General features: G+C 63.7%; 24 protein-coding genes and 2 riboswitches. Of the genes, 8 read left to right on the forward strand and 16 right to left on the reverse strand.

Translation table 11 applies throughout. From position 1 onward, the window contains the following. Nucleotides 1-175: 175 nt before the first annotated feature. Nucleotides 176-898, forward strand: a complete 723-nt coding sequence (locus RCH91_RS00325) for a PEP-CTERM sorting domain-containing protein (RefSeq protein WP_306532514.1) — start codon at nucleotides 176-178, stop codon at nucleotides 896-898. Between the two features lie 41 nt (nucleotides 899-939). Here RCH91_RS00325 and corA read toward each other — a convergent pair whose 3' ends face one another. The 3 genes from corA to RCH91_RS00340 are packed head-to-tail and all read right to left on the reverse strand — an operon-like array spanning nucleotide 940 to nucleotide 3,231. Continuing rightward, a complete protein-coding gene (gene corA, locus RCH91_RS00330; RefSeq protein ID WP_306532515.1) occupies nucleotides 940-2,010 on the reverse strand; it encodes a magnesium/cobalt transporter CorA in 1,071 nt (356 codons plus the stop codon). 26 nt (nucleotides 2,011-2,036) lie between these two features. Next, nucleotides 2,037-3,002 (reverse strand): peptidoglycan-binding protein, encoded by a 966-nt coding sequence (locus RCH91_RS00335; RefSeq protein WP_306532516.1) that lies wholly within the window; start codon nucleotides 3,000-3,002, stop codon nucleotides 2,037-2,039. Between the two features lie 31 nt (nucleotides 3,003-3,033). Further along, nucleotides 3,034-3,231 (reverse strand): hypothetical protein, encoded by a 198-nt coding sequence (locus RCH91_RS00340; protein ID WP_306532517.1) that lies wholly within the window; start codon nucleotides 3,229-3,231, stop codon nucleotides 3,034-3,036. 527 nt (nucleotides 3,232-3,758) lie between these two features. On the opposite strand from RCH91_RS00340, the gene RCH91_RS00345 reads away from it, so the two are divergent. After that, nucleotides 3,759-4,214 carry a hypothetical protein gene (locus RCH91_RS00345; RefSeq protein ID WP_306532518.1) on the forward strand — a complete coding sequence of 152 codons (456 nt, stop codon included), beginning with the start codon at nucleotides 3,759-3,761 and terminating at the stop codon, nucleotides 4,212-4,214. Between the two features lie 84 nt (nucleotides 4,215-4,298). Here the strand turns inward: RCH91_RS00345 and RCH91_RS00350 are convergent, their stop codons facing one another. Next, nucleotides 4,299-4,604 carry an addiction module antidote protein gene (locus tag RCH91_RS00350; RefSeq protein WP_306532519.1) on the reverse strand — a complete coding sequence of 102 codons (306 nt, stop codon included), beginning with the start codon at nucleotides 4,602-4,604 and terminating at the stop codon, nucleotides 4,299-4,301. After that, on the reverse strand, nucleotides 4,601-4,936 hold the full coding sequence (locus tag RCH91_RS00355; RefSeq protein WP_306532553.1) for a type II toxin-antitoxin system RelE/ParE family toxin: 336 nt from the start codon (nucleotides 4,934-4,936) through the stop codon (nucleotides 4,601-4,603). The genes RCH91_RS00350 and RCH91_RS00355 overlap by 4 nt, the downstream gene beginning before the upstream one ends. 135 nt (nucleotides 4,937-5,071) lie before the next feature. Between RCH91_RS00355 and RCH91_RS00360 the strand changes: the two genes are divergently transcribed. Beyond that, entirely contained in the window at nucleotides 5,072-5,446 is a 375-nt protein-coding gene (locus tag RCH91_RS00360; protein ID WP_306532520.1) for a nuclear transport factor 2 family protein, read from the forward strand. Between the two features lie 73 nt (nucleotides 5,447-5,519). Here the strand turns inward: RCH91_RS00360 and RCH91_RS00365 are convergent, their stop codons facing one another. The 4 genes from RCH91_RS00365 to RCH91_RS00375 all read right to left on the reverse strand — a co-directional run bounded on the left by RCH91_RS00365 (nucleotide 5,520) and on the right by RCH91_RS00375 (nucleotide 11,884). Further along, nucleotides 5,520-5,909, reverse strand: a complete 390-nt coding sequence (locus RCH91_RS00365) for a helix-turn-helix domain-containing protein (protein ID WP_306532521.1) — start codon at nucleotides 5,907-5,909, stop codon at nucleotides 5,520-5,522. Continuing rightward, a complete protein-coding gene (locus tag RCH91_RS21365) occupies nucleotides 5,906-6,163 on the reverse strand; it encodes a type II toxin-antitoxin system RelE/ParE family toxin (protein WP_373694345.1) in 258 nt (85 codons plus the stop codon). The genes RCH91_RS00365 and RCH91_RS21365 overlap by 4 nt, the downstream gene beginning before the upstream one ends. Nucleotides 6,164-6,266: 103 nt before the next feature. Continuing rightward, nucleotides 6,267-10,016 (reverse strand): hypothetical protein, encoded by a 3,750-nt coding sequence (locus RCH91_RS00370; protein ID WP_306532523.1) that lies wholly within the window; start codon nucleotides 10,014-10,016, stop codon nucleotides 6,267-6,269. A 155-nt stretch (nucleotides 10,017-10,171) separates the two neighbouring features. Then, nucleotides 10,172-11,884, reverse strand: a complete 1,713-nt coding sequence (locus RCH91_RS00375) for a hypothetical protein (protein ID WP_306532524.1) — start codon at nucleotides 11,882-11,884, stop codon at nucleotides 10,172-10,174. 131 nt (nucleotides 11,885-12,015) lie between these two features. Here RCH91_RS00375 and RCH91_RS00380 point away from each other — a divergent pair, with 131 nt between their 5' ends. The 5 genes from RCH91_RS00380 (at nucleotide 12,016) to RCH91_RS00400 (ending at nucleotide 14,300) form a co-directional block, all read left to right on the forward strand. Next, nucleotides 12,016-12,174 (forward strand): hypothetical protein, encoded by a 159-nt coding sequence (locus RCH91_RS00380; RefSeq protein WP_306532525.1) that lies wholly within the window; start codon nucleotides 12,016-12,018, stop codon nucleotides 12,172-12,174. 30 nt (nucleotides 12,175-12,204) lie between these two features. Further along, entirely contained in the window at nucleotides 12,205-12,918 is a 714-nt protein-coding gene (locus RCH91_RS00385; RefSeq protein WP_306532526.1) for a hypothetical protein, read from the forward strand. Continuing rightward, on the forward strand, nucleotides 12,876-13,349 hold the full coding sequence (locus RCH91_RS00390; RefSeq protein ID WP_306532527.1) for a hypothetical protein: 474 nt from the start codon (nucleotides 12,876-12,878) through the stop codon (nucleotides 13,347-13,349). Before RCH91_RS00385 ends, RCH91_RS00390 begins: the two co-directional genes overlap by 43 nt. After that, nucleotides 13,333-13,599 (forward strand): hypothetical protein, encoded by a 267-nt coding sequence (locus tag RCH91_RS00395; RefSeq protein ID WP_306532528.1) that lies wholly within the window; start codon nucleotides 13,333-13,335, stop codon nucleotides 13,597-13,599. The genes RCH91_RS00390 and RCH91_RS00395 overlap by 17 nt, the downstream gene beginning before the upstream one ends. Nucleotides 13,600-13,778: 179 nt before the next feature. Continuing rightward, nucleotides 13,779-14,300 (forward strand): hypothetical protein, encoded by a 522-nt coding sequence (locus RCH91_RS00400; RefSeq protein WP_306532530.1) that lies wholly within the window; start codon nucleotides 13,779-13,781, stop codon nucleotides 14,298-14,300. Nucleotides 14,301-14,838: 538 nt separating this feature from the next. Here the strand turns inward: RCH91_RS00400 and RCH91_RS00405 are convergent. From RCH91_RS00405 to RCH91_RS00435, 7 genes are all read right to left on the reverse strand, one after another. Continuing rightward, the gene (locus RCH91_RS00405) at nucleotides 14,839-15,606 is read right to left on the reverse strand and encodes a radical SAM protein (protein ID WP_306532531.1); all 768 of its coding nucleotides are present in this window, start codon (nucleotides 15,604-15,606) and stop codon (nucleotides 14,839-14,841) included. A 19-nt stretch (nucleotides 15,607-15,625) separates the two neighbouring features. Then, nucleotides 15,626-16,177 (reverse strand): 3'-5' exoribonuclease domain-containing protein, encoded by a 552-nt coding sequence (locus tag RCH91_RS00410; RefSeq protein WP_306532532.1) that lies wholly within the window; start codon nucleotides 16,175-16,177, stop codon nucleotides 15,626-15,628. After that, nucleotides 16,174-16,608, reverse strand: coding sequence for a toprim domain-containing protein (locus RCH91_RS00415; RefSeq protein WP_306532533.1), 435 nt, complete (start codon nucleotides 16,606-16,608; stop codon nucleotides 16,174-16,176). The genes RCH91_RS00410 and RCH91_RS00415 overlap by 4 nt, the downstream gene beginning before the upstream one ends. 450 nt (nucleotides 16,609-17,058) lie before the next feature. Continuing rightward, a complete protein-coding gene (locus tag RCH91_RS00420; RefSeq protein WP_306532534.1) occupies nucleotides 17,059-19,284 on the reverse strand; it encodes a hypothetical protein in 2,226 nt (741 codons plus the stop codon). A gap of 372 nt (nucleotides 19,285-19,656) precedes the next feature. Next, nucleotides 19,657-19,733: riboswitch (cyclic di-GMP riboswitch) on the reverse strand. A gap of 149 nt (nucleotides 19,734-19,882) precedes the next feature. Continuing rightward, a riboswitch (cyclic di-GMP riboswitch) is annotated at nucleotides 19,883-19,959 on the reverse strand. 217 nt (nucleotides 19,960-20,176) lie between these two features. After that, entirely contained in the window at nucleotides 20,177-21,934 is a 1,758-nt protein-coding gene (locus RCH91_RS00425) for a PASTA domain-containing protein (protein ID WP_306532535.1), read from the reverse strand. A gap of 72 nt (nucleotides 21,935-22,006) precedes the next feature. Further along, complete coding sequence (locus RCH91_RS00430; protein ID WP_306532536.1) at nucleotides 22,007-25,081, reverse strand: tetratricopeptide repeat protein; 3,075 nt, start codon at nucleotides 25,079-25,081, stop codon at nucleotides 22,007-22,009. Nucleotides 25,082-25,137: 56 nt separating this feature from the next. Further along, nucleotides 25,138-26,865, reverse strand: a complete 1,728-nt coding sequence (locus RCH91_RS00435; RefSeq protein WP_306532537.1) for a hypothetical protein — start codon at nucleotides 26,863-26,865, stop codon at nucleotides 25,138-25,140. Nucleotides 26,866-26,974: the final 109 nt, after the last annotated feature.

Consider the following 26,974-nt stretch of genomic DNA (forward strand, 5'->3'; position numbering starts at 1 on the left):
TTCCCTTCTCTTTTTCTGCTGCAGCACTTTATGGTGCTGAAAAACCTCCTCTCCTGTAACATCCCCGGTTTTCATTCATTTTTTTCAAGCCGCCGTAGTAATGGATCTTGGCAACCCCTTATTGAGACCGGTCCCGCAAAAGGTTTGCGGGAGCCTCGACAGAAAGGAGCTTACGATGAAATCAGCGCATTTCAGGGCCATTGCCATCATTACATTGTTTTGTGCAGTACTCTTTTCCCGATCCGCCATTGCAGTGACCACCACATTCTTTGACCCATCCCAAACGGCAACGACGAGCCCAGGAGACATATCCGACACGATTGATACCGAGGGATATCGCTTCACCTATTCGCTGGACAAGCATTTTACCGGTGGAACGGGAACGGAGATCGGTCGGCAGGAATTGTATGTATTTCCTTCTGAGGCAAATGTGCCTATCGGATTGCATGCACAAGCTGTGACAGCGTCAGATCCCACTGGCTCCGCGCAAATAAACATCAGCCGGGTTGATGGAAGTATATTTGATCTGAACGCGCTGACCTTCCGCTTGCTTGCCAATACGTCGGGAGCCGGTGCCAATATGGAGATTACACCAGTTCTCAATGGCAATGACGGTCAGATGGTCTTCCTGGAAGCATCGGGCGGATATAATAGTACCTTTTCGTACAGTACGTCCCTGTCATCACTGATTGGATACGATGCATATAATCTCAGTCTTTACGTAGACTTTGCACTCTTGGGTGTCACTTTGACAGATGCCACTGTTGTCCCACCTCCGATTGACCCAGAACTTCCGCCTGGTCCGGGTCCTACGCCCGTCCCTGAACCTGGGACGTATGCGATGATGCTCGTCGGTCTGGGAGTGCTGGGTAGAATCCAGTTCAAAGTGCACCACTGAAAAAAGGGGACGAACCTTTTTATGTGACTGAAATGGCCGCCTCAGATCCACTTCTTGCCCCTGAAAAACTTGAGCATCCCCCCGACCACCACCAGCATGAGGAGGAGCACGGCGGGGTAGCCCCAGCGCCATTCCAGCTCGGGCATATAGCGGAAGTTCATGCCGTAGAGGCCGACGATGAAGGTGAGGGGCATGAAGAGGGTGGCGATGATGGTGAGCACCTTCATGACTTCGTTGGTGCGGTTGCTGATGGTGGAGAGGTAGATGTCGAGGAGCCCCGAGAGGATGTCGCGGAAGGTTTCCACGGAGTCGATGATCTGTATGGTGTGGTCGTAGACGTCGCGCAGGTAGACGACGGTTTCCTCCCGCACGAGCGTCGATTCGCGCCGCTCGAGGCCGCTGATCACCTCGCGGAGCGGCCAGATGGATTTGCGCAGGAAGATGATTTCGCGCTTCAGGGCGTGGAGCCTCCCGACGGTTTCGCGCGCCGGGTTGGCCACCAGCTCTTCTTCGAGCCGCTCGATCCGATCCGCCAGGTTCTCCAGGATGACGAAGTAGTTGTCGACGATGGCGTCGATGAGGGTGTAAACGAGAAAGTCGGCCCCAAGGGAACGGATCTTTCCCCGCCCGCCCCGCAGCCGCTCGCGAACCGGGTCGAAGGGGTCCCCCGCAAGCCCCTCCTGGAAGGAGAGAACGAAGTTCGGGCCGAGAATGAGGCTCACCTGTTCGGAGGCCACCCCTTCGCTGCCGTTTTTGGGGGAGAGCATCTTGAGGACGATGAAGAGGTAGGCGCCGTAGTCCTCGCGCTTGGGGCGCTGGTCGGTATTGAGGATGTCTTCCAGCACCAGGGGGTGGAGGCCGTAGCATTCGCCCATTTTCTGGAGAAGCTCGATGCTGTGGATTCCCTCCACGTTGATCCAGCTCACCCCCGGCCGGTCGCGCAGGGGGATGCAGGCGGCCAGGTCGTCGGAGGCCTGTTCGGAGAAGCTGCTTTCATCATAGGTGGTGATGGAGACGCGGGACGCCTCCCGGTGCCGCTCGCCGATGTGGACGAGGGTGCCGGGGGGGAGTCCCGCCTTGGAGGAGCGCTTCTTGACGAGTTTGTTCTTCATGGGGGCTGTGGTGGCTCTGCCGCGCGTCAGAACGGCCTGAGCCTGATCCCGAACTGATCCTCCAGGTGGAGGTAGTTCCCGTGCACCATCCCTTCGCCGTTGGCGATGGCCACCTTGCGCTTGCGGACGTCCTCTATCCACCGCGGGTTGCTGGCCTCGGCCCGCCGGTTGGCCACGATAACCAGCCGCGCCTCCTCGGCCTCGTCAGTGCCCAGGCCGCTCCCCAGGCGGGCGAAGTCGGCCATGATCTGGGACTTCACCAGGGGCGAGATGCTCCCGTTCTGCACCTTGATGTCGAACATGAGGGCCACGCCCCGCTCGGACCAGAGCCCGTACTCGGCGCAGAGGGCCTTGGCGTCCTTGAAGAGCTTGCCCGCGGCGTTCACCTGGATGGCCTGGAACTCCTCGGTGCGGCCCAGGGCCGTGAGGAGCCCCTTCCAGGGCTCGAAAAGGCTGAAGCGCCGCTGGTCCTGGGCCGAGCGGACCCAGGCGAGCTGGTCGTCCTTGTCGGAGGTGAAGATGGCCTTCAGCTCCGGGAAATAGTCGTGGCAGATGTCCTCCAGGAGGCTCGGGTGCTTTTGCGCCATCTCCCTGAACAGGGGCTGCAGCGACCCTTGGCCCAGGTTCCACTGGAGGGCGCCGAAGCTCAACCCCTGGCCGTCGAAGTCGCCGGAGGCCATGGCGAAGCAGTCGGGGACCGGCCTGCTCGTCTCAATGGTGCCGGTGAGGGCAAGGCAGCGGTATTCCAGCTTCTGCTTGCAGATCTCCGGCTTCTGGAGCTTTCCGCCGCCAAAGAGCTTCTTCCAGGTTCCCTCGCCCACGACCCCGTCCACCCCGAGGCCGTTCTGCTTCTGGAACATCTTCACCGAACTCTCGGTGCCCCCGCCGAAAATGCCGTCGCAATCACCGCTGTAGAGGCCCAGCTCCGCGAGCCGTGCCTGGATCTTCTTCACCTCTGGTCCCTTGCTCCCCCGTCGATAGGCGTTAGTCATGTATCCCTCCTGGATGTGTGATTGTGTGTGCCTACGCCGTTCCCTCGGTGACAGTCACCAGCGAAACGGGGAGGGGCTCCGACTCCCAGGTGACCTCCGGGAAGAGGGCCCTGTCGAGGCGGAGATAGGTGCCGTCGACCCCCGACTCGGCCCACCAGCATTCGGTGCCCCTGACGGGGAGGTCCTTGAACAGGTAGAGTTGGCTGTCCTTGTCTCTGGCTACGTACATGGCATCGGGTCCTTTCGGTGAAAGCGATGTTCTAATGAACAAAGTGTACTGTTGGTTTCGGGTTTGTCAAAAAGTTCCGGGGTATGGGAGTTCAATGAGCGGCTTCGACCCTTTTGAGCACACTGGGAGCAGGGATTTCACGGTCTCTTTCTGAATGGGGAGGACCTTGATGGCCTAAGCGTTGAAGAGGGTGACCGGCACGATGGAGACAGGTACCTGGCCCATTGTTTTGCTCGGTTTCTCCTTTGACATGAAAAAATTGACAACATATAGTGCGAGGCGATTGGAAAGCTCTTAGGATGAGTATCGTCCGACCTCTTCGCTCAGTTGGAGCGAGAAACACTGAAGATGAATATGGGAGAAAGAACGGAAACCGCTCAATAGGCAAATGGAACATTTCTACTTTTATAATTTCTTGTAATTCAGATGGTTGCACAGAGTTTGTTTCGCTTTTTGGTTTGATGATTTGCAGCAGGCGGGAAGATGGCCAGGTCTGATCAATAGCGAGTTGGGGAGGATCTCATGGGATGGAAAGTATTTGCACTGTTTGCTACAGACCAACACGGGGGGTATTTTGGCTCAGTGGCTCTAAGATAGAGTATAAGACTTTTCAATCACAACTATTGAGACTTTATCCAAATGGAGAAGTGTTGGCTATCGTTCTGCATAGCGTTGTAAATCTGTGGGGATACAGCCTTTACTCAAATGGGCGGCTTATTCGTTCTGCTGCTGGTGATTCAAATAATGGCTTAATTATCAATACAGGTTCTCCACTTCCAGAAGAAGAAAGAATTCTAAATGATTGTCCAATTGACAAAATTGATGAAGATGGTTTTGGTGAAGACTTAGTATTCGATGTCACAACTCGATTTTTTGGTAAACGGATTGATGAATTCGATGAAATCAACCTTGAGATGACCGCATACTCACGAAAAAATAGTGGATTCAAGGCGATCATCAATAAAATGCTGGGCCGTCCCTAACCAGCTCCTGCAACGTGTCCGCCCTTTGATGTCGATGGCAAGTTTTTTGACGAATTCAGATAGCCGAAGTGCGTCAAAAGGCAGTTATGCCTCAACCTTTTGCATCGGTTGTATGGTAATGGTCAGTCCCATGCCATGGAGGACGTTAAATAGGCTGGTAAGTTCCGGATTGCCTCGTTTTGAAAGCATCTGATAAAGACTCTCGCGCTTTACGTGTGATCTTTCGGCAATCGCCGCCATGCCACCGTTAGCCTGCGCCACCTCTCGCAAGGCTAGCAGCATCGCTGATTTGTCACCTTCTTCCAGAACTGCATTCAGGTAAGCAGCGGCATTTTTTGGGGATTTCAACCATTCATGAAGATCGGATTCGTAGTCGGTCATATGTTTCATTTTCTTTGCTCCTGATGGTTTTTCCAAAACCGTTGGGCGCTTTCTATGTCGCGCTGTTGAGTCCGCTTGTCTCCGCCACACAAAAGGAGAACAACCGTTCCATTGTCAATAGCGTAATAAACACGGTAACCGGGGCCATGGTCTATCTTCAGTTCCACAACACCTTCGCCGACGTTACGGACTGAACCGAAGTTTCCTGCCCTCACCCGCGTCAAGCGAGCGCGGATGCGCACTGCCGCAATGTGATCGCGCAAACAAAGTAGCCATTCCCGGAATGGCTTGTTCCCGTTTTCGTCGGTGTAATACGCTATTCTGAATGGCTCTGTTTGCATTGCCAATAATGTAAGTTATATCTTACACCAAGTCAACTGATTAAATAGTCGGGGTTTCCAACCCTATCAGGCCCCGAGGGCGGGTCATCCTCAGCCCCGTTACGAGTCACAAAAGTAATCGGAACATACCCAGATATGACAAATAACAAACGCACCATACAAAAATACATGGAAGGTTTCAGGGAAACTGACCGTGAGAAGATACAGTCGTGCTTGACCGATGATGTGGAGTGGGAAATTCCGGGCCTGTTTCATTCCCGGGGAAGGGCCGCGTTCAACAACCACATCGTCGATCCCGGGTTTGCCGGGAACCCCATCATCAGCGTAACCCGAATGACCGAGGAGAACGACGTTGTGATCGCGGAGGGGACGGTCCTGGCAACGCGTGAGGACGGAACGTCCCTGCCCCTTGCGTTCTGCGATGTCTTTGAGCTGGAAAACGGCAAAATCCGACGTCTGACCAGCTACCTGATGGAAACAGGCAAACCGGCTTCGTGCAGTGGCGTCTAACGTCGGGTGAGGCCGCTATGCGGAAGCGAGCATCGGTTGCTCCCTCATCTCCCTTCCTTTCCGCCCAGTTCCCTTACCGGTCATTCTCCGTGCCGCTCAGTGTGTCAAGGTCGACATTGAGTGTTCGGGCGATTTTTTTAAGAAGGGCCACAGAGGGTTTCCGCTTGCCGGATTCTATCTGTGATATGGCAGCAGCCGTCACCCCACAGGCATTGGCCAGTTCAACGGCGGTGAGGCTTCGGAATTCCCGCCAGACACGCACCGGATTATCGCCATCCAGCAGCCGGTCAACGACCTCGGCAGGTATCAGTTCTTCCTCGCCGGAAGCCAGAGCTTTCCGGGCGCTGTCGAAATCCCTGATGTCAGCCAGCATCTCGGCGTTCTCAATCAGTTGCAGGTAGTCGCAATAGGGGATTACGGCATATTCGGGCTTGCCGTCTTTCCGGATGATCTGTGTTTTCATTGGTAGATGCCTCCACGGGGGCCTATGTCAAGCACAAGGATTACCAGTTGTTCGTCCTCGATTTCGTAAATCACTCGCCAGTCGCCCACTCGCAAGCGATAGCCAGGCCGGCCCTGAAGCTTTTTGATGTTCTGGCTGGGTTGGTAGGGGGCTTCAGCCAGGAGATGAATCTTCTCACGAATCAACCGTGCCGTGTTCCTCGGCATTGATTGAAGGGCCCTGAGTGCCCTTTTCGTGTAAGTTATGTTATGCATGCAATATGTTTAACTAATAGTTAACTTGGTGTCAAGCATCAATATCCGCATTCTCATCCTTGATGGCAGTTTTACACTACATCACAGACAGAACCCCTCACTTTCACACCACATTCACTTCCACCGCATCCGAATAAACCAGCCGCCGCTCCCGTCCCGAGCCGAACCGCTCGGTGAGCCCCGCTTCGGGGACGTCGCCGAGGAACGCCTCGTACTCCTCCACCACCACCCGGAAGCAGGCATCGGGATCATCGACGGGAAGGGTGATGGTTCCTTCCCAGACAGAGAGGGTCTTGAGGGCCTGGGCGTTGAAGAGGGTGACCGGCGCGATGGAGACCGGCACCCACCCCATATCCCCTTCACCGGGGCCGAGCCACCGCTCCAGCCGGGCCTCGATCTCGCTCGCGCAGTTGAAGGAGGCGTTGCGCCGGTAGCCGGTGCCGGAGACGGTGATCCGGAGTGTCGCCGGGTCGGCGGCGTCCCGGGCCACCCAGCAGATCCGGTCCGGGGCGAACTGGGCGAAGTCGGCCAGCACCACCCGGGAGAGCTCCGCCTTGCCGATGGATTTCGGCTGGTAGCGGACCAGGGCCAGCCGCACGAAGGGGTAGTAGGAGTCGCCGGCGTCGATGTCCATGTCGCAGTAGAAGAGGTGGCGCTCCTCGTCGTACCCCACCTCGTGGCCCGCCACGGCCACCAGGGCGTCGGGGCGCTCCTCGATGGTGAGGGAGGTCTGCACCGCCACGGCCCTGGTGAAGTTCTGGAGCGACGGCACCTGCTGGGTGGGGCCCGAGAGCCAGATGGGGTCGCGCCCCCACTGGCTGGCGTAGGGTTTCAGCTCGTCGGGCACCTCGATCCGCACGAAGGTGTCGCGGATCGGCTTGCCGGTGATGCACCAGTCCCGCTCGCCGGGCCACATCACCACCCCCAGGAGCTCCCCGTCGCCGGAGGAGAACCAGGGCTCCTCCAGGTAGAGGCGCAGGCCGCCGGTGCGGCGGCTGAAGGTTCCCCGGTCGTCCTCGCCCGCCTCCCAGCCGAAGGTGGGGACCACGTAGAGGAGGTTCGGCGCCAGGGGGCGGGCCGAGTTGAGCACTTCCGCCTCGAAGAGGTGGGTGTCGGAAGCGGGGGGAAGCTCGGCTTGCGGCGGCCGGGTCAGGTCGTCGGTGGTGAGGGTGGGGTCGAAGTAGTCCCGGAACCGGGTGGTGGCGGTGGCGTAGTAGCCGACCGCGCGGTATTTGGTGTCGCCGAATTCGTGGCGCCGGTCCCCCCACGGCACCGACGGGGAGTCCGGCGAGGCCACGGGGAGGTCGAAGGCGTGGGATTCGCCGTTTTTGCGGGCGAAGCCGATGCCGGTGGGCTCGCTCCAGCGGGCCAGGAGGTCCACCTTGCCGGTGCTCGGGGCGTGGACCCCCACGGCCCCTTCCACGGTGGCGAAGGTGTCCCCCAAGGCGGCTTTCCGGGGATTGAGGGCCTCGATGACCGGCGGCGCCAGGGGCTGCTGCACTGCGTGGACCAGGGTCAGCTCCCGGAAGGGGGTGAGCATCCAGTGGAGCCCGTCCAGGGCCAGCTGCTTCAGCCGCGCCCGGTCATCGTTGTCAAAGGCCTCCTCCTCGATCCACTTCCAGACGGCGAGCTTCTCCAGGTCGGCGGGAGTGACCCGGGAGCTGAGGCGCACCCTGGCCACGGCGGCCTTGGGGAGCTCCACGGTGAGGATGCGCTCCGTGGCGTCCCAGGAGGGGGGGCCGTTCCCCTCGATGACGGCGATGCGGAACGGTTTCCCCTGCCACCAGCCGGGGGCTGCGTCGAAGGTGACGGCCTGGGCCGATTCCGGCGCCGTGCCGGGGAGCCCCCGCAGGACCGCGGCGCTGGCAAAGGGGTCGGCCAGGTAGGGGACCTCGGCCGGGAGCGCGGCGGGGTTCGGGTACACCTCCGGGATGGTCGCCGCGTCCTTCGTGGCCAGGAGGTTCCAGGTGGCCGGGGTGGCGTCCACTCCCGTGGGGGTGTCCAGGAGGCCGTACTGCTCGATGGTGGCCACGGCGGTCCGGGGAGGGAGGAGGAGCCGCTCCGACGTCTCGGGGGAGAGGACGCCGTCGTCGGCGGGGGTGTCGTTGTAGCTCCGGATGACGAGGCGCGCCGTCGATTCCCCCGGCAGATTCGAGAGGGGGACGGCGGAGACGATGGCCACCGTCGGCGCCTCCACGGGCTCGAAGCGGCGGTAGGTGACCGGCGGCGAGGCCTGGGAGGCGTCGGTGGAATCGAAGGGGAGGCTGTTGCCGGCCACGTCCACGGCCCGGGCCCGGATTCGATAATTTCCACCGAAGCGGAGCCGGGGGAGGGATTTGGGGGTCGGCTCGGCCGTGATCTCCAGGTTCAGCGACGTCGACGAGGGGTTTCTGGCCTTGCCGTCGGGCCCCAGGTTCTCGCCGTGGCTCAGGCCGTCGTTCTGGATCGCCTCGCCGGGCCGCGGGGCCACGAGGCTCCAGCCGTCCCAGTGGAAGAGGGCCTCGTGGAGATAGAAGTCGTTCCTGGTGGGGTCCACGTCCTGCATGGCGGCGGCGGTGACGGTCCCCTCGTCTGCGGCGGTGATGGTGGCCTGAGGTCCGGCGAGCCGCCCCACCCGGTAGGTGATGCCGCGCCGGCAGAGGGAGCGCCAGGCGCCGGCGGCGTCCTGCACGTCCACCCGGAAGCCGCCGGTCACGTCATCGGCCCAGAGCTCCGGCGGGTTCTGGGGATTGAGGGTCGTGTTGGCCTGGGTCACGGTCTTGAAGGTGTTGGCCAGCCGCACCGCCCGGCCGGTCCGGAGCACCGAGACCCCGCCGGCCCGCAGGGCCGGGAGGCCGTCGTCCTGGGGGGAGTCGAGGGTCTTGAGCCTTCCCTGCTGGCGCATCTGGAGCTGGTTGGCGTAGTCGATGGCCTTCAGGGCCGCGCCGTCCGCGTCCACCTGCTGGATGCTGAAGTCGGGCGTGCCGAGCCGCAGCCAGCCGTCCGCCAAGTCCGACGCGGCCTTCGGCGCGGGGAGGAAGCGCTTCTTCGCCGTGTCGAGGAGGTAGCGGACCCGAAGGGGCTGGTCGTCGCCGGCGAACTGATGGTGGACCTCCGCCACCTGGACGGTGCCGCTGGCGGGCTGGCCGGCCAGGGGGACGCTCACCTCGATCACGAGCCCCAGCCGCCGCAGGAGGAGCGGGTGGTTCCCGAGCATTGCCACGGCCTCGTGGAAGTCGAAGTCCGGCACCGGCACCGGGTTGTCGCGCTTTCCCCCCTTGAAGCGGTGGAAGTGCTTGGCCCGGAAGAAGTCCATGGCCGGCTCCGGCGGCCCCGGCGGGAGGGCCGTGGTCTTGAGCTTCTTGTACCGCCCCAGGAGGTCCTGCTCCAGGTGGTCGTCCAGGTTCAACCACTCACGCCCCTGTCCCTCCACGGTCCGGACCAGGGTGGCCCCCTTCTGGGCCAACTCGGCGATCAGGGGAAGGTCGGTGGGGGAGGCGACCCCCACGGCGGCGTAGAGCTTGCGCAGGTGCTCCACCACGTTGGCCACTGGGTACGAGTGGATGAGCTGCTTGGACTGGTCCGCCGGGACGAAGGAGCGGACCGTGGTTTCCTCCGGCGGGAAAAGGGCCTGCCAGAGGGCAGGGTCGGCTCCCGACGGGATGATGGTTGCCGCCACCGGCGCCTGGCCGTTGAACTGGATGGAGAGCTGCAGGGGCTGGGCCGGCCAGTTGGTGAAGGCGGGAAAGGCGCTGAGCTTCAGGAGCGGTCCGCCCGTGTCGAGCCGGGGCGATACCATCACCGACAGGAGGAGGTTTTTGCCGTCAGCGCTGATTCCCTTGGGAAGGGCGGTCCAAAGTAGTGTCTGTTTCATATCAGTATCCCTCTCGGAGATTCAAACTTTAAGAAAATTCCCTCCCCCCTGGCGGGGGAGGGTGGGGTGGGGGGGAAGTTGGGTTATTCACTGCGATATGCGGCTTCCCCCTCCCCCCTGCCCCCTCCCGCCAGGGGAGGGGGTTGATGCTTTTTTCAGGCAAACGCCGCGGCGTAGGCGGTCCAGCGCGGCTGGGGCATCATGATGCCGAATGGCGGATCTCCGCTGGAGCCGGCGAACTGTTTCCGCATGGTGACGGTGACGCTGGCGCTGAAGAGGAGCACCTCCACCTTCACCGACACCCGGCACTCGCCCCACGCCTTGCCGGCGCCGAAGTCGTAGTCGAGCCCCAGGTAGAACTCGATCGATACGGTGATGAGGCCGATGACCTCCAGGGCGCCGTTGGCCCGCACGTAGCCGGTCAGCTGCGAATGGTTGCTGGTCACCTCGATCTTCAGGTATATGCCGGCCATGAGGGAGATGCCGCCGCTGGCCACCCCCAGGTCGATGGCCACGCAGCCGCCGAACTCCAGGGAGGCCTCCAGGGTCTCCACCCCGTCCATCCCCACGGCCAGGGCGAAGAACCCGCCGCCGCCGAAGGGTGCCACCGACACGGTGAAGGGGCTCTGGCGCTCCGAGAGGTTGAACCGCAGCCGCATCGGCTCGCCGGTGAAGGGGAGGGTGAGCCGGGCGCCGAGGGCGATGTTGGCGATGGAGAACACCCCCACGGAGACCGCAGGGATGGTGAGGGAGTAGCCGGCGGTGATCCCCTGGGGAGTCACGTCCAGGAAGGGGGGATCGGCGAAGTTGGCCGGCTCCAGGTAGTCGCGCAGGGTGTTCACGAACTCCAGGGCGCCGGTGAAGGCGATGTCGGTGATATCCACGTGGACGTCCGGCTTCTTCCCGTCCACGGAAGTGAAGGAGAATTCGTCGAACTTCACCTCGACAACCTGGGCCAGGTTGATGGTGAAGTCGACGATTTTTCCCGTCAGCTGGAAGGTTTTTGCGCCCCCCGCCTTGGGGGTCCTGAGGACGCTGTCGAGGGTGAGCTTCGAGGCGGCTCCCTTCACGAAGGGGCCGCTGGCCTTGAGCTTCGTGGTCTCCCAGTGGAGGGTCGTGGTGATCTCGGTGGCGCTGTTGGCGGTGACGAGCTTCGGCGCCTGGGCCAGGAAGTCGCCGGGGATCAGGGTGTCGAGGATGCTGGCGAGGGTGATCCCCCCCAGAAGCTGGGCGTCGAGGCCGGCGAAGAACTGGGCCGGGTTGAAGTTTCCCTCGGCGAAGCTGTCGGCCGTGTCCCCCACGGTTCCCAGCTCCCGGGAGAGCCCGCGGATCACCATGCTCGGGGTGGCGACGCCGCCGGAGCGGTCGGAGCTCTTGCCGGCCGTGTAGTCCAGGGAGGGGGCCGGGAGCATGGCCGGCACCCGGGCGAAGAGCCCTGCCTTGTTCTTCACCGGGTCGAAACCGTGCTCCAGGTAGCGCGGGGCCAGCTCGATCGTAGCCGGGTCGTTGCTGCCGGTCATCTGCCGCAGGGCTGCGATGGCAACCTGGGCCTGGTCCATCTTCGGGCAGCAGGGGGGCTCCCGGGTGCCGTCGGCCGGGACAAGGGCCAGGAAGCTCACGGACTCCGTGTCGAAGGTGGTTTTGCCGGCGTATCCCGCCGCATCGGCAAAGGCCACCTGCTGGCCGCCGAGGTAAGCCTTCCGCCGGTCCTTCTCCTTGGGGGCGTTGTAGGCATCCACCGCCACCTTGATCTCGGCGGCGTTGTCGAGCATGTCGGAGCGGACAAAGGCCAGGGGCATCACGAAGTCCACCTCGCGCCCCTCCCAGTCCCACCCCTTCAGGTGGAAGAGGAAGTCGCCGGGCCCCACCCGGGGCCAGAAGGCGGCGCTGTCCCGGATCGGCGCCCAGGGGGGATTCCTGGGGCGGGTTCAGGTTGGGGGTGACGAGCGTCGTGATCCGGATGCGCCGGAGGTGGATTTCGCGGCCGTCGTGGGTGTAGATGCTGCCGCCGAAGGCCCGCTCCGGCTCCCTGACGATGATGAACATCCGCTGCCGGATGTACGCCACCGGGTCGCCGGTGGGGGAGAGCTCCACCTTCCGCTCGCTGATCTTCACCAGGGACGCCCGGTTGCCGCAGTGGAAGAGGAATCCCTTGTAGACCACCCGCACGAAGTGGTCGCGCCCCTGGGTGGCCCGGTGCCGCCACTGCTCCACGGAGTATCCCGCCGGCGGTTTCAGCCGCAGGTCGCTGTCGAGCCATCCCCCCAGGGAGGAGAGCATCAGCTTGTTGATGGTCACCGGGGTCGGCGTGCCGATGGTGAAGTCGGCGGTCAGGTCCACCAGCTGCCGCCGGTCGTCCTGGTCCAGGGGCATCAGGAACGGCTTGTCGAAGTCGGTGGGGATGTCGTGGTCCCGGGACCAGATGGCCCGCACGGTCCGGTACTGGTGGGGCTCCTCGGTGATCGACTCGCCCGACCTCACCGCCAGCCGGGTGTGCCAGAGCTCGGTCCGGCCGTCCCGGGTCACCGGGGCGTTGGCGTGGACCCAGGTGCCGTACCGGTTGGGGGAGAGGAGCAGGCGGAAGGGGAGCTCGATCTGGGTCGTGGTGGCCGAAGGGGGGGCCGGTTTCAGGAACATCCACGGAACATTGGTGATGGTGTCGATGGGACGGAGGTTTCCGAGGACCGTCTTGCGCGCGGGGGGTGCCGTTGCCCGCCGCACCGGCGTGGCCCGGTTCGAGAGGGGCGTTGCAGCCCTGAAGACGATGTCCGGACCGGGGAGGATGATGGGGGGGCGATCGGCCAGCTTGAGCCGCACCGACCCCGGCAGGGCCGTGGGGGCCAGGGACGGGGTGAGGGGGTGCCAGTCGAGGATGGTCGCGCCGTTCAGGAGAAACGTCTGATCCCCCTGGGGGAGGGTGAAGACCAGGCGGCTCGGCTTGGCCATGAGGGCCTTCACCGGCGGCGACGGCGGGTTGGGGATGCTCGGCCCCTGATCCGCCTGCTGGGATGCCGGCATGTCCGAATCGCTCACCTTGTAGCTGGGGTCCGCCTCGAAGAAGGTCTCCTCGCCGATGCTCTGGGGTGGGAAGACCACCGCCAGGTAGGAGGCGCCCGTGGTCAGGGGCTGGAGGCGCCGCGTCGTCCCCTCGGTCACGAGCCGCAGGTTGGTCCACCGGTACCCCAGGTGGAGGAAGTCGTCGCGCCGGACCACGGCCAGGGAGGTGTTGCGGGGGAGGCGCACCGTGGCGGTGCCGGCCGCCCCGTCGATCTCCACGTGGCCGAAGGTGGGCTGGAGGGTGCCCAGGGGCCGCCAGGTGACGAGGACCTCTGAGCGTGGCGGCGCCGGCTCGGGGCGGACCAGCATCCCCTCCACCCGGGGGGCGCTCTTCATGAGGCTCAGACGGCAGACCATGACAGGAGGCGAACTCCCCGCCTGGACGATGCCGGCGAAGGGGGCCTGGCGGGACTGTGCCAGCAGCAGGCTCACCCCCTGGCTGTGGAGCCAGAAGGGTGACTCGTCCACCTGGGCCACGAGGCCGGCGGCGGTCCGCTGCCGGCTGTCGTCGAAGAGCTGGCCGTAGCGCGGGTTGCGCAGCGGAATCCGGAACGGCTCCCCGTCGCTCCCCCGGAGGCCGCCGCCGGTTTCGAGCCCCGCCAGGGTCGGGTCGGCCACCGACTGGGCGAAGAGGAACCGGATGGCCTGGTCGGTGGGGAGGAGCGCCGTCTCCAGGGAGAGGCCGTCGAAGCGGAACGACCCCAGGTGGATGGTTGGGGCGGAGGCCGCGAACTCCGGCTGGAGGGGGAACTGGCTGTCGGAGGCGAAGAGGATGTTCGTGCGTCGAAGGGTGTTCGGGAGGAAGGCCGCCGGGGCGCCGGGGGGGAGGAGCGCCACGAGCGCCACGTCGGCGGAGATGTTCTGCTCGAAGCCGGGGAGGCGGAAACCGTCAATGGAGAAGGTCGCCAGGAGCCAGTCCGGCGTGAAGGCGGCGATGCCCGCCCCTTTGGCCGCCAACGCCGAGGCCGGACCCAGCGGAGAGCATTCCAGGTCCAGATGGACCGGCGACAGGGCCAGTTGCGTCCGCGCAAGCCACGGGGAGAGAGGGAGGGTGGCGTCGAAGCTCCCGTACTTGAGCCGGAGCCGAAGGGTCCAGGTGCCGTCGACAAGGCGGATCGCAGCCCTGAGGGACGCAGGAATCGAGGTGCCGGGGTAGAAGGCGCCGGCCAGGGCGATATCCACACCGCCGTTCTTCTGCGTCACCGTCAGGGTAGGGGTGCCGCCTAACCAGCCGGCCTCCAGGTGCCAGAACTGGTTGACCCCCTGTTCCTGAAGAGTCAGCTGGAGTTGGTCGTAAACCAGTGCGAAGGGGCCGACGGTGATGAACTTCGGCGGCGGCCCCTTCGCCACCGGTTTCGGCGCAGCCGCCGTAGTACGCGTGGCCCGTGCACCGAGGAGGAGTTCCTCCGCCGCGCCGAGCCAGTCGAAGGTGGCGGACTTCGGGTCGCGGCGTATCGCCGCCAGCGACAGCTCAGCGGGGTCGAGCCGGGGAAGACGGAGTTCCGTGAGCTTTTCGAACGAGAGGCGGGGAGTCTTCATGCGTGCCCTCCTTGGCGTTCCGCACGTTGGTCATCGCAGTATTACGGGTGGTTGGCAAACGGAAGCAAACGTCTCCGCCGGAGGAGGGAGAGGGGCGGGGTTGGTCGATGTTCTAATGAACAAAGTGTACTGTCGGTTTCGGGTTTGTCAAAAGGGGCGGGTGGCGGTATCAGAACCCAGCTCTTTGCTCCTGCCGGGGAAAGCATCACAAAACCTTGTGATTGCATCAAGCAAGAGGTGCGGGGATGCGACAGAGCACCTTGTCGTTTGTTCCTGTCGCGCCTTCGAGAACCACGTCCCCGCCAGGTTCGACCACATGGACGGGCCGGGCGGTGAAGTCCAGCCACCGGATATCGAGTCGATTGCTGAGGGCGCGTCGTTTCGCGGTTACGAGTTCATGCAGCTCCCGGCGCTGGGATTGTCGCAGCCCAAACTCGTCTTGACGTTCGAAGCCGTTGCCGCGCGGGATGAAGGGGAGGATGCTCAGCCGTCGCACCCTGCGCTCCAGGCAGAAGGCGATCATCCACTCCACGACCCATGTGCCCCCCGCTATGACGGTGGTCTGGACCGATGTGGGAACGCCGGCTGCAATGAGACGGCTGAGATTGCCGGTGGTGTGGTCGAAGGCATCAACGCCGACGATGCTGTTGTGGTGTTCACGGTCGCCGTGGAGACTGACCTTGACCTGGGTGCCTGTTGCCCGGAGGAGCGGCAACAACGCATCGGCGATCGTGATGGCGTTGGTGGTGAGCTTCGTTTTGGCCCCCCGTGCATGGGCATGGGCGAGCAGTTGCGGGAGGGCCGGGTGGATGGTTGGTTCGCCGCCGCAGAAGTGCAAGGTCTTCACCCCGTGGGACAGGAGCCAGTCAATGCGCTGCATGAGGGCCTCGGCAGGCTGGTGGTCGCCGGTCGGTGGAGCGAGACAGAAGCCGCACCGGGCGTTGCAGGAACGGGTGACCCGAAAGCAGATTGCCGGCGGCAGGTGGAGGGTCATGGCGGGGCCTCGCGGTGTTTCAGCGGCGGCACTCAGCGAGCATGTTGCAGAAAAGCATACCCTGCTCGATGGCGTCGTCCAGCGCCACATGGTTGTGGGGGAGGGGATCGAACCAGCGCTTGGGCATGGTCCGCTTGGTGATGGTTTGGTACTCCTTGCCGAGCATCACCATGGCCATGGTCTTGATGTCCAGCGCCGAGAAGCTGAAGGGGCTCCGGCCCGCGAAGCGCATCAGGTACCAGTAGACGAACATGAAGTCGAAGGCTGCGGGGTAGCCTACGAATACGGGCTTGGCAGGGAGTGCGTCGAGCCACTTCACGTAGTCGGCCATGGCCCCAGCTGGCGCGCGAAGGTCCTGGCGACAGGCCTTCCAGGCCTCGGGATGTTTAGCCCACCATGCCATGGTGTCGGGATGGCCCGATGCCCCGGGCAGGAGTTCCAGGTTCGCCGAGAACGTTGAGACGAGGGTCTTGTCGGCCATAAACGCCGCAGACCCGAAGCTCAGCATGGAGTGGGGACCGGGGATCGGGCCGTCCACCTCCACATCGGTGCTGACATAAATCTCTTTCATGCCGGTGGTGTCTCCTTTGTCGTAAGATGGTCACGCACCCAGCGCGTCACGGTGTTGCGCCCGCGCTTCACCAGTGCCGTGCTCCAGTCCTTGCACCGTGGTGGCGGCGGCAACCTGCGAAGGTCGGATGCGCGCAGCAGTTCGGTATAGCGAGCCACCTCGGCCTCACCCGGCCTGCTGGCATCAAAGGCGAGCCATACCACACGGCCGGCCCCCACCTCCGGCAGCCACGGCGCCCAGCGTCCGATGGTCGCTACGGAGCCCCATCCGCAGGTGGCCAGCGACAGGGCATCGAACAGCCCCTCCACGAGGATCAGCGGATCAGCACGCCAGCCACCCAGTACGCTCACCGCGCCGCCACCGGGCCCGAACGTGAGCATCTTGTTCTCCCCGCGCACAACATGCAGGTATCGCCCGTGTACCGCCACCACTCTGTCCTCCCTGTCCCGCATTGCCACGAGAACCGCGGGCCGGCCGCCGTAGTCCCTGTCGAAACGCACACCAGCGGCGTCGGCGATGTCTGTGGGTACGCCCCTCCGCACGACATAGGCCAGGCCTGGGGTCCCGGCAAGAGGCACGGCGCGTGCAAGGCGTTCACCCGGGGATTCTCCGGTGCCCGGCATGTATGGCGAGTCGTCAAAGGAATGCAAACCGTTCTCCTTTATCAGGAAGGTGCTTCCGAGGATAGTATACTAAGGGACTCTGAATATACCAATATCCCATCTCGCATCTCGTCTGTGGGCCATCTTTTGCCGCGCCTCAATCGCACAATTCTCGACGTAACCCTGCTACGCCTGTGGTTGTGCTCATGGTGTCGCGCCCCGGACGAAAAAAGCCACCCGAATCCGGGTGGCTTTTCCCTTTACTTGAACTACTTCGATTTAACGATGGTCATCATCGTCGTGCTCGTCATCATGCTCGTCGTCATCATGGGTTTCAGGCTTAAAAATTACGTTACGGTATACCGAGCTGCTGTTGCCCGCTTCATCCGTCGCGGTAACCGTAATGGCATACAGTTTGGGAGTGGTGAATTTGAGCTCCTGCTCGAAAGCACCGTTGTCTTCAACTTTAGGGGTGAAGGTATTACCATCCATGGTGATTTTGACGGTGACATTTTCCAGGGGATCAACAACCTTTCCCTTTAGAGAAATCGAGGAATTTTTGGTGGTGATGTCCTGGAGTGGGGAGGTTACCGAAAGCGCCATGCTGGCGGTGCCGTAGGTTACCGTCCGCTTGGCGGTGGAGACATTGCCTGCAAGGTCGGTCGCAGTTATGGCGATGGTGTTGACCCCCTGCGCCAGGTTGACGGTGACACTGAAGCTGTTGCCACTGATGCTGGCCAATTGCGGGCTGCCGCTGTTGACGATGACGCTTACCGTTGAGATCTCGCCGATTGTGCCGCTGATTGTGATGAATGACTGTGAGCTCTGGCTGTTGTCGGCGGGTGCGGAGACCGCGAGGACCGGAGCATTGGGGTCATAGGTTACGGTGCGGGCGTCAGTCTGCTGGTTGCCGGCGTTGTCTGTGGAGACGACCGTGATGGTGTTGGCTCCGACGGTGAGGGTCAGGGCGGTGCTGAAGGAACCATCAGGATTGACGGTGATTGCCTGGCCGTTGACGGTGACGGACTTGATACCGCTTGCATCGCTGGTGCTGCCGGTGATGTTGAGGGTAACTTTGTTGGTGTATGAGCCGTTGTTCAGGGCGGAGATGGTGAGCGTCGGTTTTGTGGTGTCGGCGGTCTGGACGGTAACCGTCACGCTGGCGCTCTTGGCAAGGGATACGTTGCCCGCTGCGTCCTTGGCCCAGCCGTAGAAGGTGTTGCTGCCGGCAACGGCGGTGACGCTGGCCGGTGCGGTGGCGCTCCAGCCGGTGGCGGAGGCTGCCGGCGCGGTGGTGCTCGTGGTGATCAGGTAGCCGGTGACCCCGACGTTGTCGGTGGCGGTGAAGGCGCTGACCGGCACGGTGAGGCTGGTGGCGGTAGTGGGAAGCGTGAAGGCGCCCACCACGGGAGCGGTAGCGTCGGGGAGCGTGACCGTCACGCTGGCGCTCTTGGCAAGGGATACGTTCCCGGCCGCGTCCTTGGCCCAGGCGTAGAAGGTGTTGCTGCCGGCAACGGCGGTGACGCTGGCCGGAGCGGTGGCGCTCGTGGTGATCAGGTAGCCGGTGACCCCGACGTTGTCGGTGGCGGTGAAGGAGCTGACCGGCACGGCGAGAGTGGTGGCAGTTGCGGGAAGCGTGAATGCGCCGACCACCGGGGCGGCGGTGTCGGGGAGCGTGACCGTCACGCTGGCGCTCTTGGCAAGGGATACGTTCCCGGCCGCGTCCTTGGCCCAGCCGAAGAAGGTGTTGCTGCCGGCAACGGCGGTGACGCTGACCGGAGCGGTGGCCGTCCAGCCGGTGGCGGAGGCTGCCGGCGCGGTGGCGCTCTTGGTGATCAGGTAGCCGGTGACCCCGACGTTGTCAGTGGCGGTGAAGGAGCTGACCGGCACGGTGAGGGTGGTGGCGGTTGCGGGAAGCGTGAAGGCGCCGACCACGGGAGCGGCGGCATCGGGGAGCGTGACCGTCACGCTGGCACTCTTGGCAAGGGATACGTTCCCGGCCGCGTCCTTGGCCCAGCCGAAGAAGGTGTTGCTGCCGGCAACGGCGGTGACGCTGACCGGAGCGGTGGCCGTCCAGCCGGTGGCGGAGGCTGCCGGCGCGGTGGCGCTCGTGGTGATCAGGTAGCCGGTGACGGCCACGTTGTCGGTGGCGGTGAAGGAGCTGACCGCTACGGTGAGGCTGGTGGCGGTTGTGGGAAGCGTGAAGGCGCCCACCACGGGAGCGGTGGTGTCTGCCGCAGCGGCAACGGTGAATGAGTTGGTACTAATGGCCACTTCGCCGTGGGTACTTCCGTTATTTGCACTGTTGCCGAAGTAGGCCATCTTCCAGGTATAGGTGCCCGGCGTTGCCGGTGCCGGCGCGGTCAAAGCCGCCGGGAACGTAGTTGAACCGCCCATGCCGCTGGCGTTGCCGTTCGATACGGCAATCTGAGTATTGCTCTGGTCGTAGAGGATGGCCTTGATCCAACCGCTTCTTGTGCTGCCGCTGGTCAGGGTCACCGTCACCGTTTCGCCGGGTGTATAAGAAGTTTTGTTGGTAGCGGCCTTCAAAGATCTGTTGCCGTGGTAATGACACCCGTTGCAGGAGGCGACTACTGGGGCACTATGGCAGGTGACGCAGCCTCTGCCTGTGAAATAAGACGATTGTGCAGATGCCTCTGTACTCCAGAACTGAAATGTTGCCAGTGCCATGGCGAAGATGAATAACACCGATGTTTTACTGATAAACTGCATACCGACTCCTTTCTCTTTGGAACACACGTTACTTGGGTTGTGAATACAGCTTTTCGTGAACATCTGTGAATTGTCCCTCCCGTGCGCTGGTTGTTGCCCGGAGATTTTGTGCACAAAAAAACCGGGGCCGATATCGTGTGATATTTCGGCAACCCGGCTGTCTACTTGAGACCCTGTAGGCTTTCCGCCCCATCCTCGCGGATGGTTTAGTATTATCGTGTACCACCTGCTGAATGTCATGCCGATTTCTTCAACAACTGCCGGTCGGCATGAGCTGACGCCTTTCAGACGCGTGTTCCTTCTTCAATATTTAAAGATTCTCTTTTTCGACGTTGGACACAAAAAAGCCGGGACCGAATCTCGTGCGATTTTCGGTAACCCGGCTGTCTTCTTGAGACCCTGTAGGCTTTCCGCCCCATCCTCGCGGATGGTTTAGTATTATCGTGTATCACAATTGTTGCTGTGTTGTAATTATGTGTGTTGTCTTTATGCCCTGATTGGACAGGTGAAGTCAAAAAAAATTATTCTAATAAACTCAGCAGCTATCACAACGGTGTGATCAGTGGCATTCCTGAGTCGGGTGCCAGAGAAAGACCCATTGTAGCTGTTGCATGGGAAATATAATGTCCTCATTTGTGACCCTGTGCAATGCGGAGACGCGACGCTATCGGCCCCGCTCCCAGGTGCTGAAAAGGATTTTCATGACCCCGGGGCTGGGGCCGACCGGCTCCAGAAGCTTGAAGGCGGACAAGTTGCCGCGGCTGGTCCGGACGCAGGCGTAGGCGCTTTCAGGCACTCTCTGGATGGGGATGCGCTTTTCCGTCATCCTCACGTTGGAGCAGCTCTCGTACGAAGGTTTCTCCCGGGTGAAGCCGATGGCTGCACCGTTACGGGGGGTCAGGTACCGCTCCGTCTCAGTCACTGCCTCGAACCAGAAATCCGCATCCCCATCCCGGACAATTTTCCCTGAATCCAGATCGAAGAGATAGGTCTGTGGAATCTTCCGGTTTCCGCTGGCGAGCACGGTGTGCCCTGCGGCAGTACCGCCTTCAGTCGGCTGCACGGCCACCAGAAGGTCCACCGCCGTACCGCGCTTCACCGTGGTCCCTCCCTTCAGCTTCTGGTCGAGGACCGTTCCGGGGCGCGCCCGGTCCGTGGGCCGCGGAGTCTCGGCCCCTGGTCGCAGTCCTGCCTCCACCAGCATCTTCACGGCACGTTCCAGGGGCTGTTTCACCACGTTGGGCACCGTCACCAGTTCCGGCTCGGGTGGCTTGACGGCTACCACGAGACTGACTTTCTTCCCCCGAGCCAGCTTGGCGCCGGCCTTGGGGGTCTGGGCGATGACCGTGCCCGGTTTTGCCTTGCCGGTTTCCCGCTTCTCCACCGCTCCCACCGTCAATCCGGCTTTTGCAAGCGCTGCCTCGGCTTTGCCAAGGGTTGTCCCGGCCAGCTTTGGCACGGTAACGAACTTCGGCAGGGGAGGTTCCTGTTGTCCGCCAGGCTGCGGCTCTTCCGGCCGTTCGGGGGGGAGGGCCACGAGGAGGATTACCCCCGCTCCGGCGTGAATGCTTGTTTCCGCCGGCGGCTCCTGGTGGAAGACCGTGCCGGGGCGGTCGTCGGGCGAGATACGCCGCTCCACCTGGGGCTGCAATCCCCTGGTGCGGATGGTGTTGACGGCCTCCTGCTCTTCCATGCCGATGACCCGCGGCATGGTGATCACTGCCGGTTCAGCCGGCCCCTGGCCTTTGGGGGGAACGGTGGCGCCGGTTGTGTTCGTAAAGGGTGGCGATCCCTTGAACAGCCTGACGACGCTGTTGCGCAACGACTCGACGCCGGTGAAGAGCCCCGCCAGCGCCAGCACGATTGCGGTGATGGAGCTGATGAGCCAGACGAGCCGGTTTTTCCGCACCACCTGTGCAGGTTTGGTTCCGGTCCCCCCTGTCGGTGCCGGTGCCGCAGACTCCCCCAGGACTCGTCCCAGAGTCTCCACCAGTTGCGCCAGGTCCGAGTCCCAGTGGGTGTCGTTGATCTCGATGGCGTTGCGGCGGGCCAGGAGCTTCAGGTCGTCGGGAAGGTCCCCTTCGCCGGGCATGGCCGCATCCTGGACCAACACCGGAATCACCCGGATATTGCGCCGCAGGGCCGTCCCCACCTCCAGGCGGATGAAGTCCTTGGGGTCGTCCAGTCGGCGCTGGCCTGCCCTGTCGGTGGAGTCGAGCCACCGCCGGCCGATGATCACCAGGAGCACCGCGCAGGAACCCACGGCCCGGTCGATGGCCTCCACAAAGTCCACCCCCGGCTCGATGGCGGAGACGTCCATGAAGACCCGGTCCCTGCCGAAGCGTTCCCGCAAACGATCGTAGATACGTCCGGCGTGGCCGGCGCTCTCCTCCCGGCGGTAGCTGATGAAGATTCCTTCCATCCCGGTCTCCTTGCTGTTCAACGGTCGGTGGTGGATTTCCCGTGGGCTTCACGGGCGGTTTTTTCCCTCTTGTCAGTACGTTCCCGCCGCCAGTGGGCGCGCTTTCCCGAGCATGCCGGCTGAATCGGCTCTGGCCAGTTCGTCGAAGAGGCGGAGGCTGCGGGCCACGATCCCGACATCGCGGCAGATGGTACGGGCGGCCCTGTATGCCGCTCCGGCGGCGGCCAGGTGCGCCGGGTCCGCCTCGCAGAGGGCCAGCCCGCAGAGGGCCAGCCCCCGGGAGTCGAGGGCCGGGGAGTTCCGGTCGTTGCGGGAAAGCAGCAGGTCTGCCGCAGCAACAGCAGAGACGAAGGCCTCCCGGGCCGTATTCACCTCACCCCGGCGCAGGGCGATGACGCCGGAGATGGCCCAGGCCCCGTGGCTTGTGCGGGGAACCTCGTGGATGCGGGCCTCGGCGGCTAAACGGGCGGCCTCGGCCAGGTCGCCGGTGCAGAGGTGGACGTAGGCCTGCCCCCACTCGGCCAGGGTACGGAACTGGGTATTGCTGATTTCATCGGCAATACCCAGGGCATCTCCGTAGGAGGCCATAGCCTCGCTCCACTCCCCGCGGTCCCGGTGGATGTCCCCCAGGTAGGTGAGGCTCACCACCTCGCTGTAGCGGTACCCGATTTTCCGGGCAATGGCCAGGCTTTCGCGGCAGCGGGCCAGGGCCTCGTCGGTCTCCCCCAGGTCATTGAGGCGGGCCCCCTGGTTGGCCAGATGGATGGAATTCCCCTGCCTGTCGCCTCCCTGGTTGGAGAGCTCGAAGGCCTGCCGGTGGCATTGGAGGGCTTCCCGGCTGGCTCCCAGGTCCACCAGGTAGTAGCCCCGGTTGTTGATGTGGGCGGCCTCCGCCAAGGGGGTCCCCACCTGGCGGGCCAACGCAAGGGCCTCGTCGTAGAGTTCGAGGGCGCGGCGGATTTCTCCCAGTTCGCCATAGCAGTTGGCCAGGCTGCCGGTCCATGCGCTCTGGCCCCAGGTGTCGCCGCTGGCGCGGGCTGCTTCCAGGGCTTCGCCGTAGCTTTCGATGGCCTTGGCGTAGCGGCCGGTCCAGTAGTAGGCGGTTCCCAGGTTGCCGCAGCTGTTCTGCCGCAGCCACGGGTCGTTCAGTTTTCCCCGGAGCTGCTCGTGCATCTGGGCCACGAGCCGGTAGTAGCCCCAGAGCATGAGATACTCGAAGTCGATTTCCTGAAGGACTGCGGCGGCCGAGTCGTGGTCGCCGGCTGCGCAGCGGAGGTCGAACTCGGCCAGGTGTGGTGCCAGGTCGTCGATGGTGCGCCACTCTTCCCGCGGGGTCCGGGTGAGGCTGAAGAAGTCCGCTCCCCTCCTGAAGAGGGCCGACCGCGCGAAGGGGGGCGGCTCATCCGCTGCCGTCGCTCCCGGGGCGTCGGCGGGTATGGTGGCCAGGGCGTAGGAGCGGTCCACGGGGTGAAGGTAGTAGCGGCCTGCATCTTTCCGGGCGAAATGCATGGTGACGAGCCTGTTCATGACCGGTGCCGCGTCGATGCCGGGGAGATGGGGCTGGAGCAGATAGTCCACCGCCACCGGCGTCACCGGCCTGCCGTAGACGGCCAGGGCCTGAAGCACCTTTTCGGCAAGGGGATCGAGGCGGCTGAAGGCCTCTCCCACGAGCACCTCCACCACGTTTTCGGGGAGGGGCGCCCGGGCATCCCCCAGCACCTCCGCCATGGTCGTGTAGCGGTCGGCGGAGAGGATGGCGTAGAGGGCCTCCAGGGCCCGGGGGAAGCCGAGGGTCCGTTTCTGTGCCTCGGCCAGGAGCGCATCGGGAGCCTTCTTGAGCCCTACGGTGCCGTCGGCGTCCATGGCCCGGAGGATGTTCTCGGCATAGGGGGATTCGAGACCATGGTCCAGCTCCAGCCGCATCTGGCGACCCGGCTCCACCAGGGCCAGCTGCCGGGGTGCGATCCGGGTGGTGATGATGACCTTCATCCCGTGGTGGGGAGTCCGCAGGAGGGTCTGGAGGGCCTCGTCCAGTTCCCGGTCGCGAATCGCCTCGGTAGCCGGGTTGATGGCATCCTCGAAGTTGTCCAGGAGGACCACCGTCCGCCCCGCGGGGAACGCTTCCAGAAGGGACCGCATCCTGGCTTCGGCGGAGATGAGGGGATCCTTCGCGATAGACTCCAGCGGGCGGGCGGCGTCCGGAGGGAGAAGCTTCGCCAGATCGGCCATGAGGTTGGTGAGGGTGAGGCGCCGGGCACCGGCAGCGCTCAGGTAGACGATGCCGTCCACGGTCATGGCGCCACGGTCGTCGGGGAGTTGCCCTCCCTCCAGGGCCTTCAGGGTCCGGCAGACCATGGCGGTCTTGCCGACGCCGGCCCGCCCCACTACGGTCATGAGCCGCCGGGCATCGTCCGCCAGGAAATCGGCCACGAGCCCCGTTTCCACGTAGCGGTTCTGGAAGTAGCTGGGGGCCACCGCCGGCGGCGCGTTGACGAATCTCCCCCCGGCCCGTTTCGGCGGCGGGTGCGTCGGCTGCCGTTCCCGCTCCAGTCCGAGGCGGATGCTTTCCTCGACCCGGCGTGCCGCTGCCTCCGGGTCGGCCACGATCCGCTTCTGGGCCTCGATCTGCCTTGTCAGCTCTTCGATCTCGCCGCCGATGCGGGTCTGCTCCGCCGGATCGGCAGCCCGGCGCAGGTCCCGCTGGGCGTCGGCCAGCCGCTCCTTGAGGCCGTGGAGCACCCCCTCCGGCGAGTCGAGCCATGCCAGGTGAGCCCGCAGACGGTCGAGGCCGGAGGCGAAGTCACCGGTGAAATCCACGTACTGACGGTTGGCGATCCGGAAGGGGAGTTCGGCCTCCTTCCGGAGAAGGAGCGGAATGATCGGCTTCTTGCACTTCAAAGCACGAGCCCACTCGGGCTTGCAGACGGAGAGATCGTCGACGCTGTCCGGCGTCATGACGAACAGAAGCCCCGCGCAGCCGGTGATGGCATCGGCCACTTGCCGGTCCCAGTCGTCTCCCGGCCGCAGGTCGCGACGGTCGAACCAGGTGCGGAAGGGGGGCGCGCCCGTTTCCAGCTCGGTGCAGAGCTGTTCGGCGAAGGGGCGGGCCTCGACGGCCGAGTAGCTGATGAAGTAAGGGCGGTCCATGGTCAGGGATGGGCCTCCGTGAGTGTTGTGCCGATGAGCTCCTTAAGTATAGACGATCAGGCGGAATCTGCACGGAACCGGGCTGCTCTCGAGTTCGCCTCCCCGGCTGCCGTGCAGAGCAGCCCCAGCAGGGCGAAGAGCCCCTGGTCGCCCGTTGGGGGGAGCCGCACAATCTTCGCATCGGCCTTCGCCGAGCGGTTGGGCGAGCCGGCGGGCATCGCTCCCCAGGCGTCGCGCAGGGTCTGCTCCAGGAAGCCGGCGTCGGTGGTTGCGTCCATGGCGATGATCACCCGCTCCAGGGGGGCGGTAGCGACCAGTTCGTGGAGCTCATAGGCGCAGCCGGCGTTCTGGGGCGAGAATCCTCGCAGGTCCATGAGCACCACGTCCGATGTCCCCACCAGCCGTGCGAGGGTCATCTGCCAGGTGTCGTCGTGGCAGAAAAAATCGTTCACCCGGAAGCGGCCGTCGAAATCGGGGCGGGTGTCCAGCTCCTTGAGCCGCCGTGTCAGGGCATCGGGCCCGTCGATGAACTGCCGGTCGAGCCTGCCGCTCACGAAGTCGAGGAACTCGTGGGGTTCCACCGTGGCCATGGCCAAGTCCGGCCCGGCAATGAGCCGCACGTCGCCCAGGTAGCGCCAGTGCCGGGTCACCGCGTCGAAAAGTTCCTCGCTTCGTTTTCCCAGGGAGAAGACCCGCAGGATGAGCAGGCGGGCATTCCGGGGCGGAGCGCCGATGCCGCAAGCCAGGCGGAACCCGGCGAGGACTGTTGCCTTGTATCCCCCGAACGCCACCAGCCCCGAGAGAATCCAGGCTGCTCCCTCAAAGGCCAGGCCGATGGAGTAGGAAATCCCGAACAGGAGCCAAAGGGCGTCCAGGATCAGGGACTGGTCGTTCATCCCCTTGGCCAGGTAGCGCCGGCGAATCCACTGCAGCGCAAACCATCCCAGAACGGCAAAGAGGAGAAAGCCGATCAGGATGAGGGCCCAGAAGACCCCGGTCCCCCCGAGCCCCAGGGAAAAGCCCACCTCGGCCACGGACCGCAACACCCCCTGGTGGCGGTCCAGCACCGAGAGGAGCAGGTTCGAGCCGGTGAGGGCCATGACCATGAAGGTTACCACCAGCGGCCCCACTGCCCGCACCGTGCGGATGAGGAAGACGAGCAGAAGCAGGGTAGGGGGAAGGTTGGTGCTGAGCCAGAGAACCGCCAGTTGCCAGACGGATGAGTCGGGGCTCCGGGCTAGGGCCACCGCGCCCAGGGCGACGAAAATCGCCCCGTGGGCCGCCATGAGGAGAAGTCTGGTCTTTCTCCCTGTCGCAGCCACCAGCGCGAGGGTCGGCACGAGGGGCCATGAGAAGACCCAGAGAAGGATCAGGTAGCGCAGGGGAAGAAATTCGGTGTTGCTGGAGCGAAGGAAGCAGAAGGCCATAATCGCCGCGAAGACGACTCCGCCGGCCCCGTAGACCATGCCAGCCCGCCAGGGTGAGGACCGGGCGAGGCGCAGAAGCGAGCCGGCTCCGTTCCCGGTGCCTGCCGAGGGTGAGGCATCGAGCACCGTGAGCCTGAATTCCCCGGCCGGGGGGGACATCGACCCCGCGCGTTCGGCATGGGAGGCTTCCCGCCCTCCGCCCGGTTTTTCACCCCTGTGGCTCATCCCCCTGAGCAGGGCACGGCGGTAGAGGCGGAGCAGAAGGTACGAGAGGGGGAGCGCCAGGACGGCCCCGGCGCTCAGGATGAACGGCAGCTGTCCGGTCAGGGCGAGTGTGGTGGGGTCGGTGGTTGGCATGGCCGGCTCCTCGGGGTGCGTGCTGGTCTAGTGTTTTCATTAAGTATAGACCAGCTTGGCGCTGCATCAAGGAAACGGGTTGAAATTGCTGGGCTCGACACTCCATTCA

Origin of the sequence: Geobacter sp. (assembly GCF_030834625.1) — a bacterium.
Taxonomy (GTDB): Bacteria; Desulfobacterota; Desulfuromonadia; order Geobacterales; family Geobacteraceae; genus Geobacter.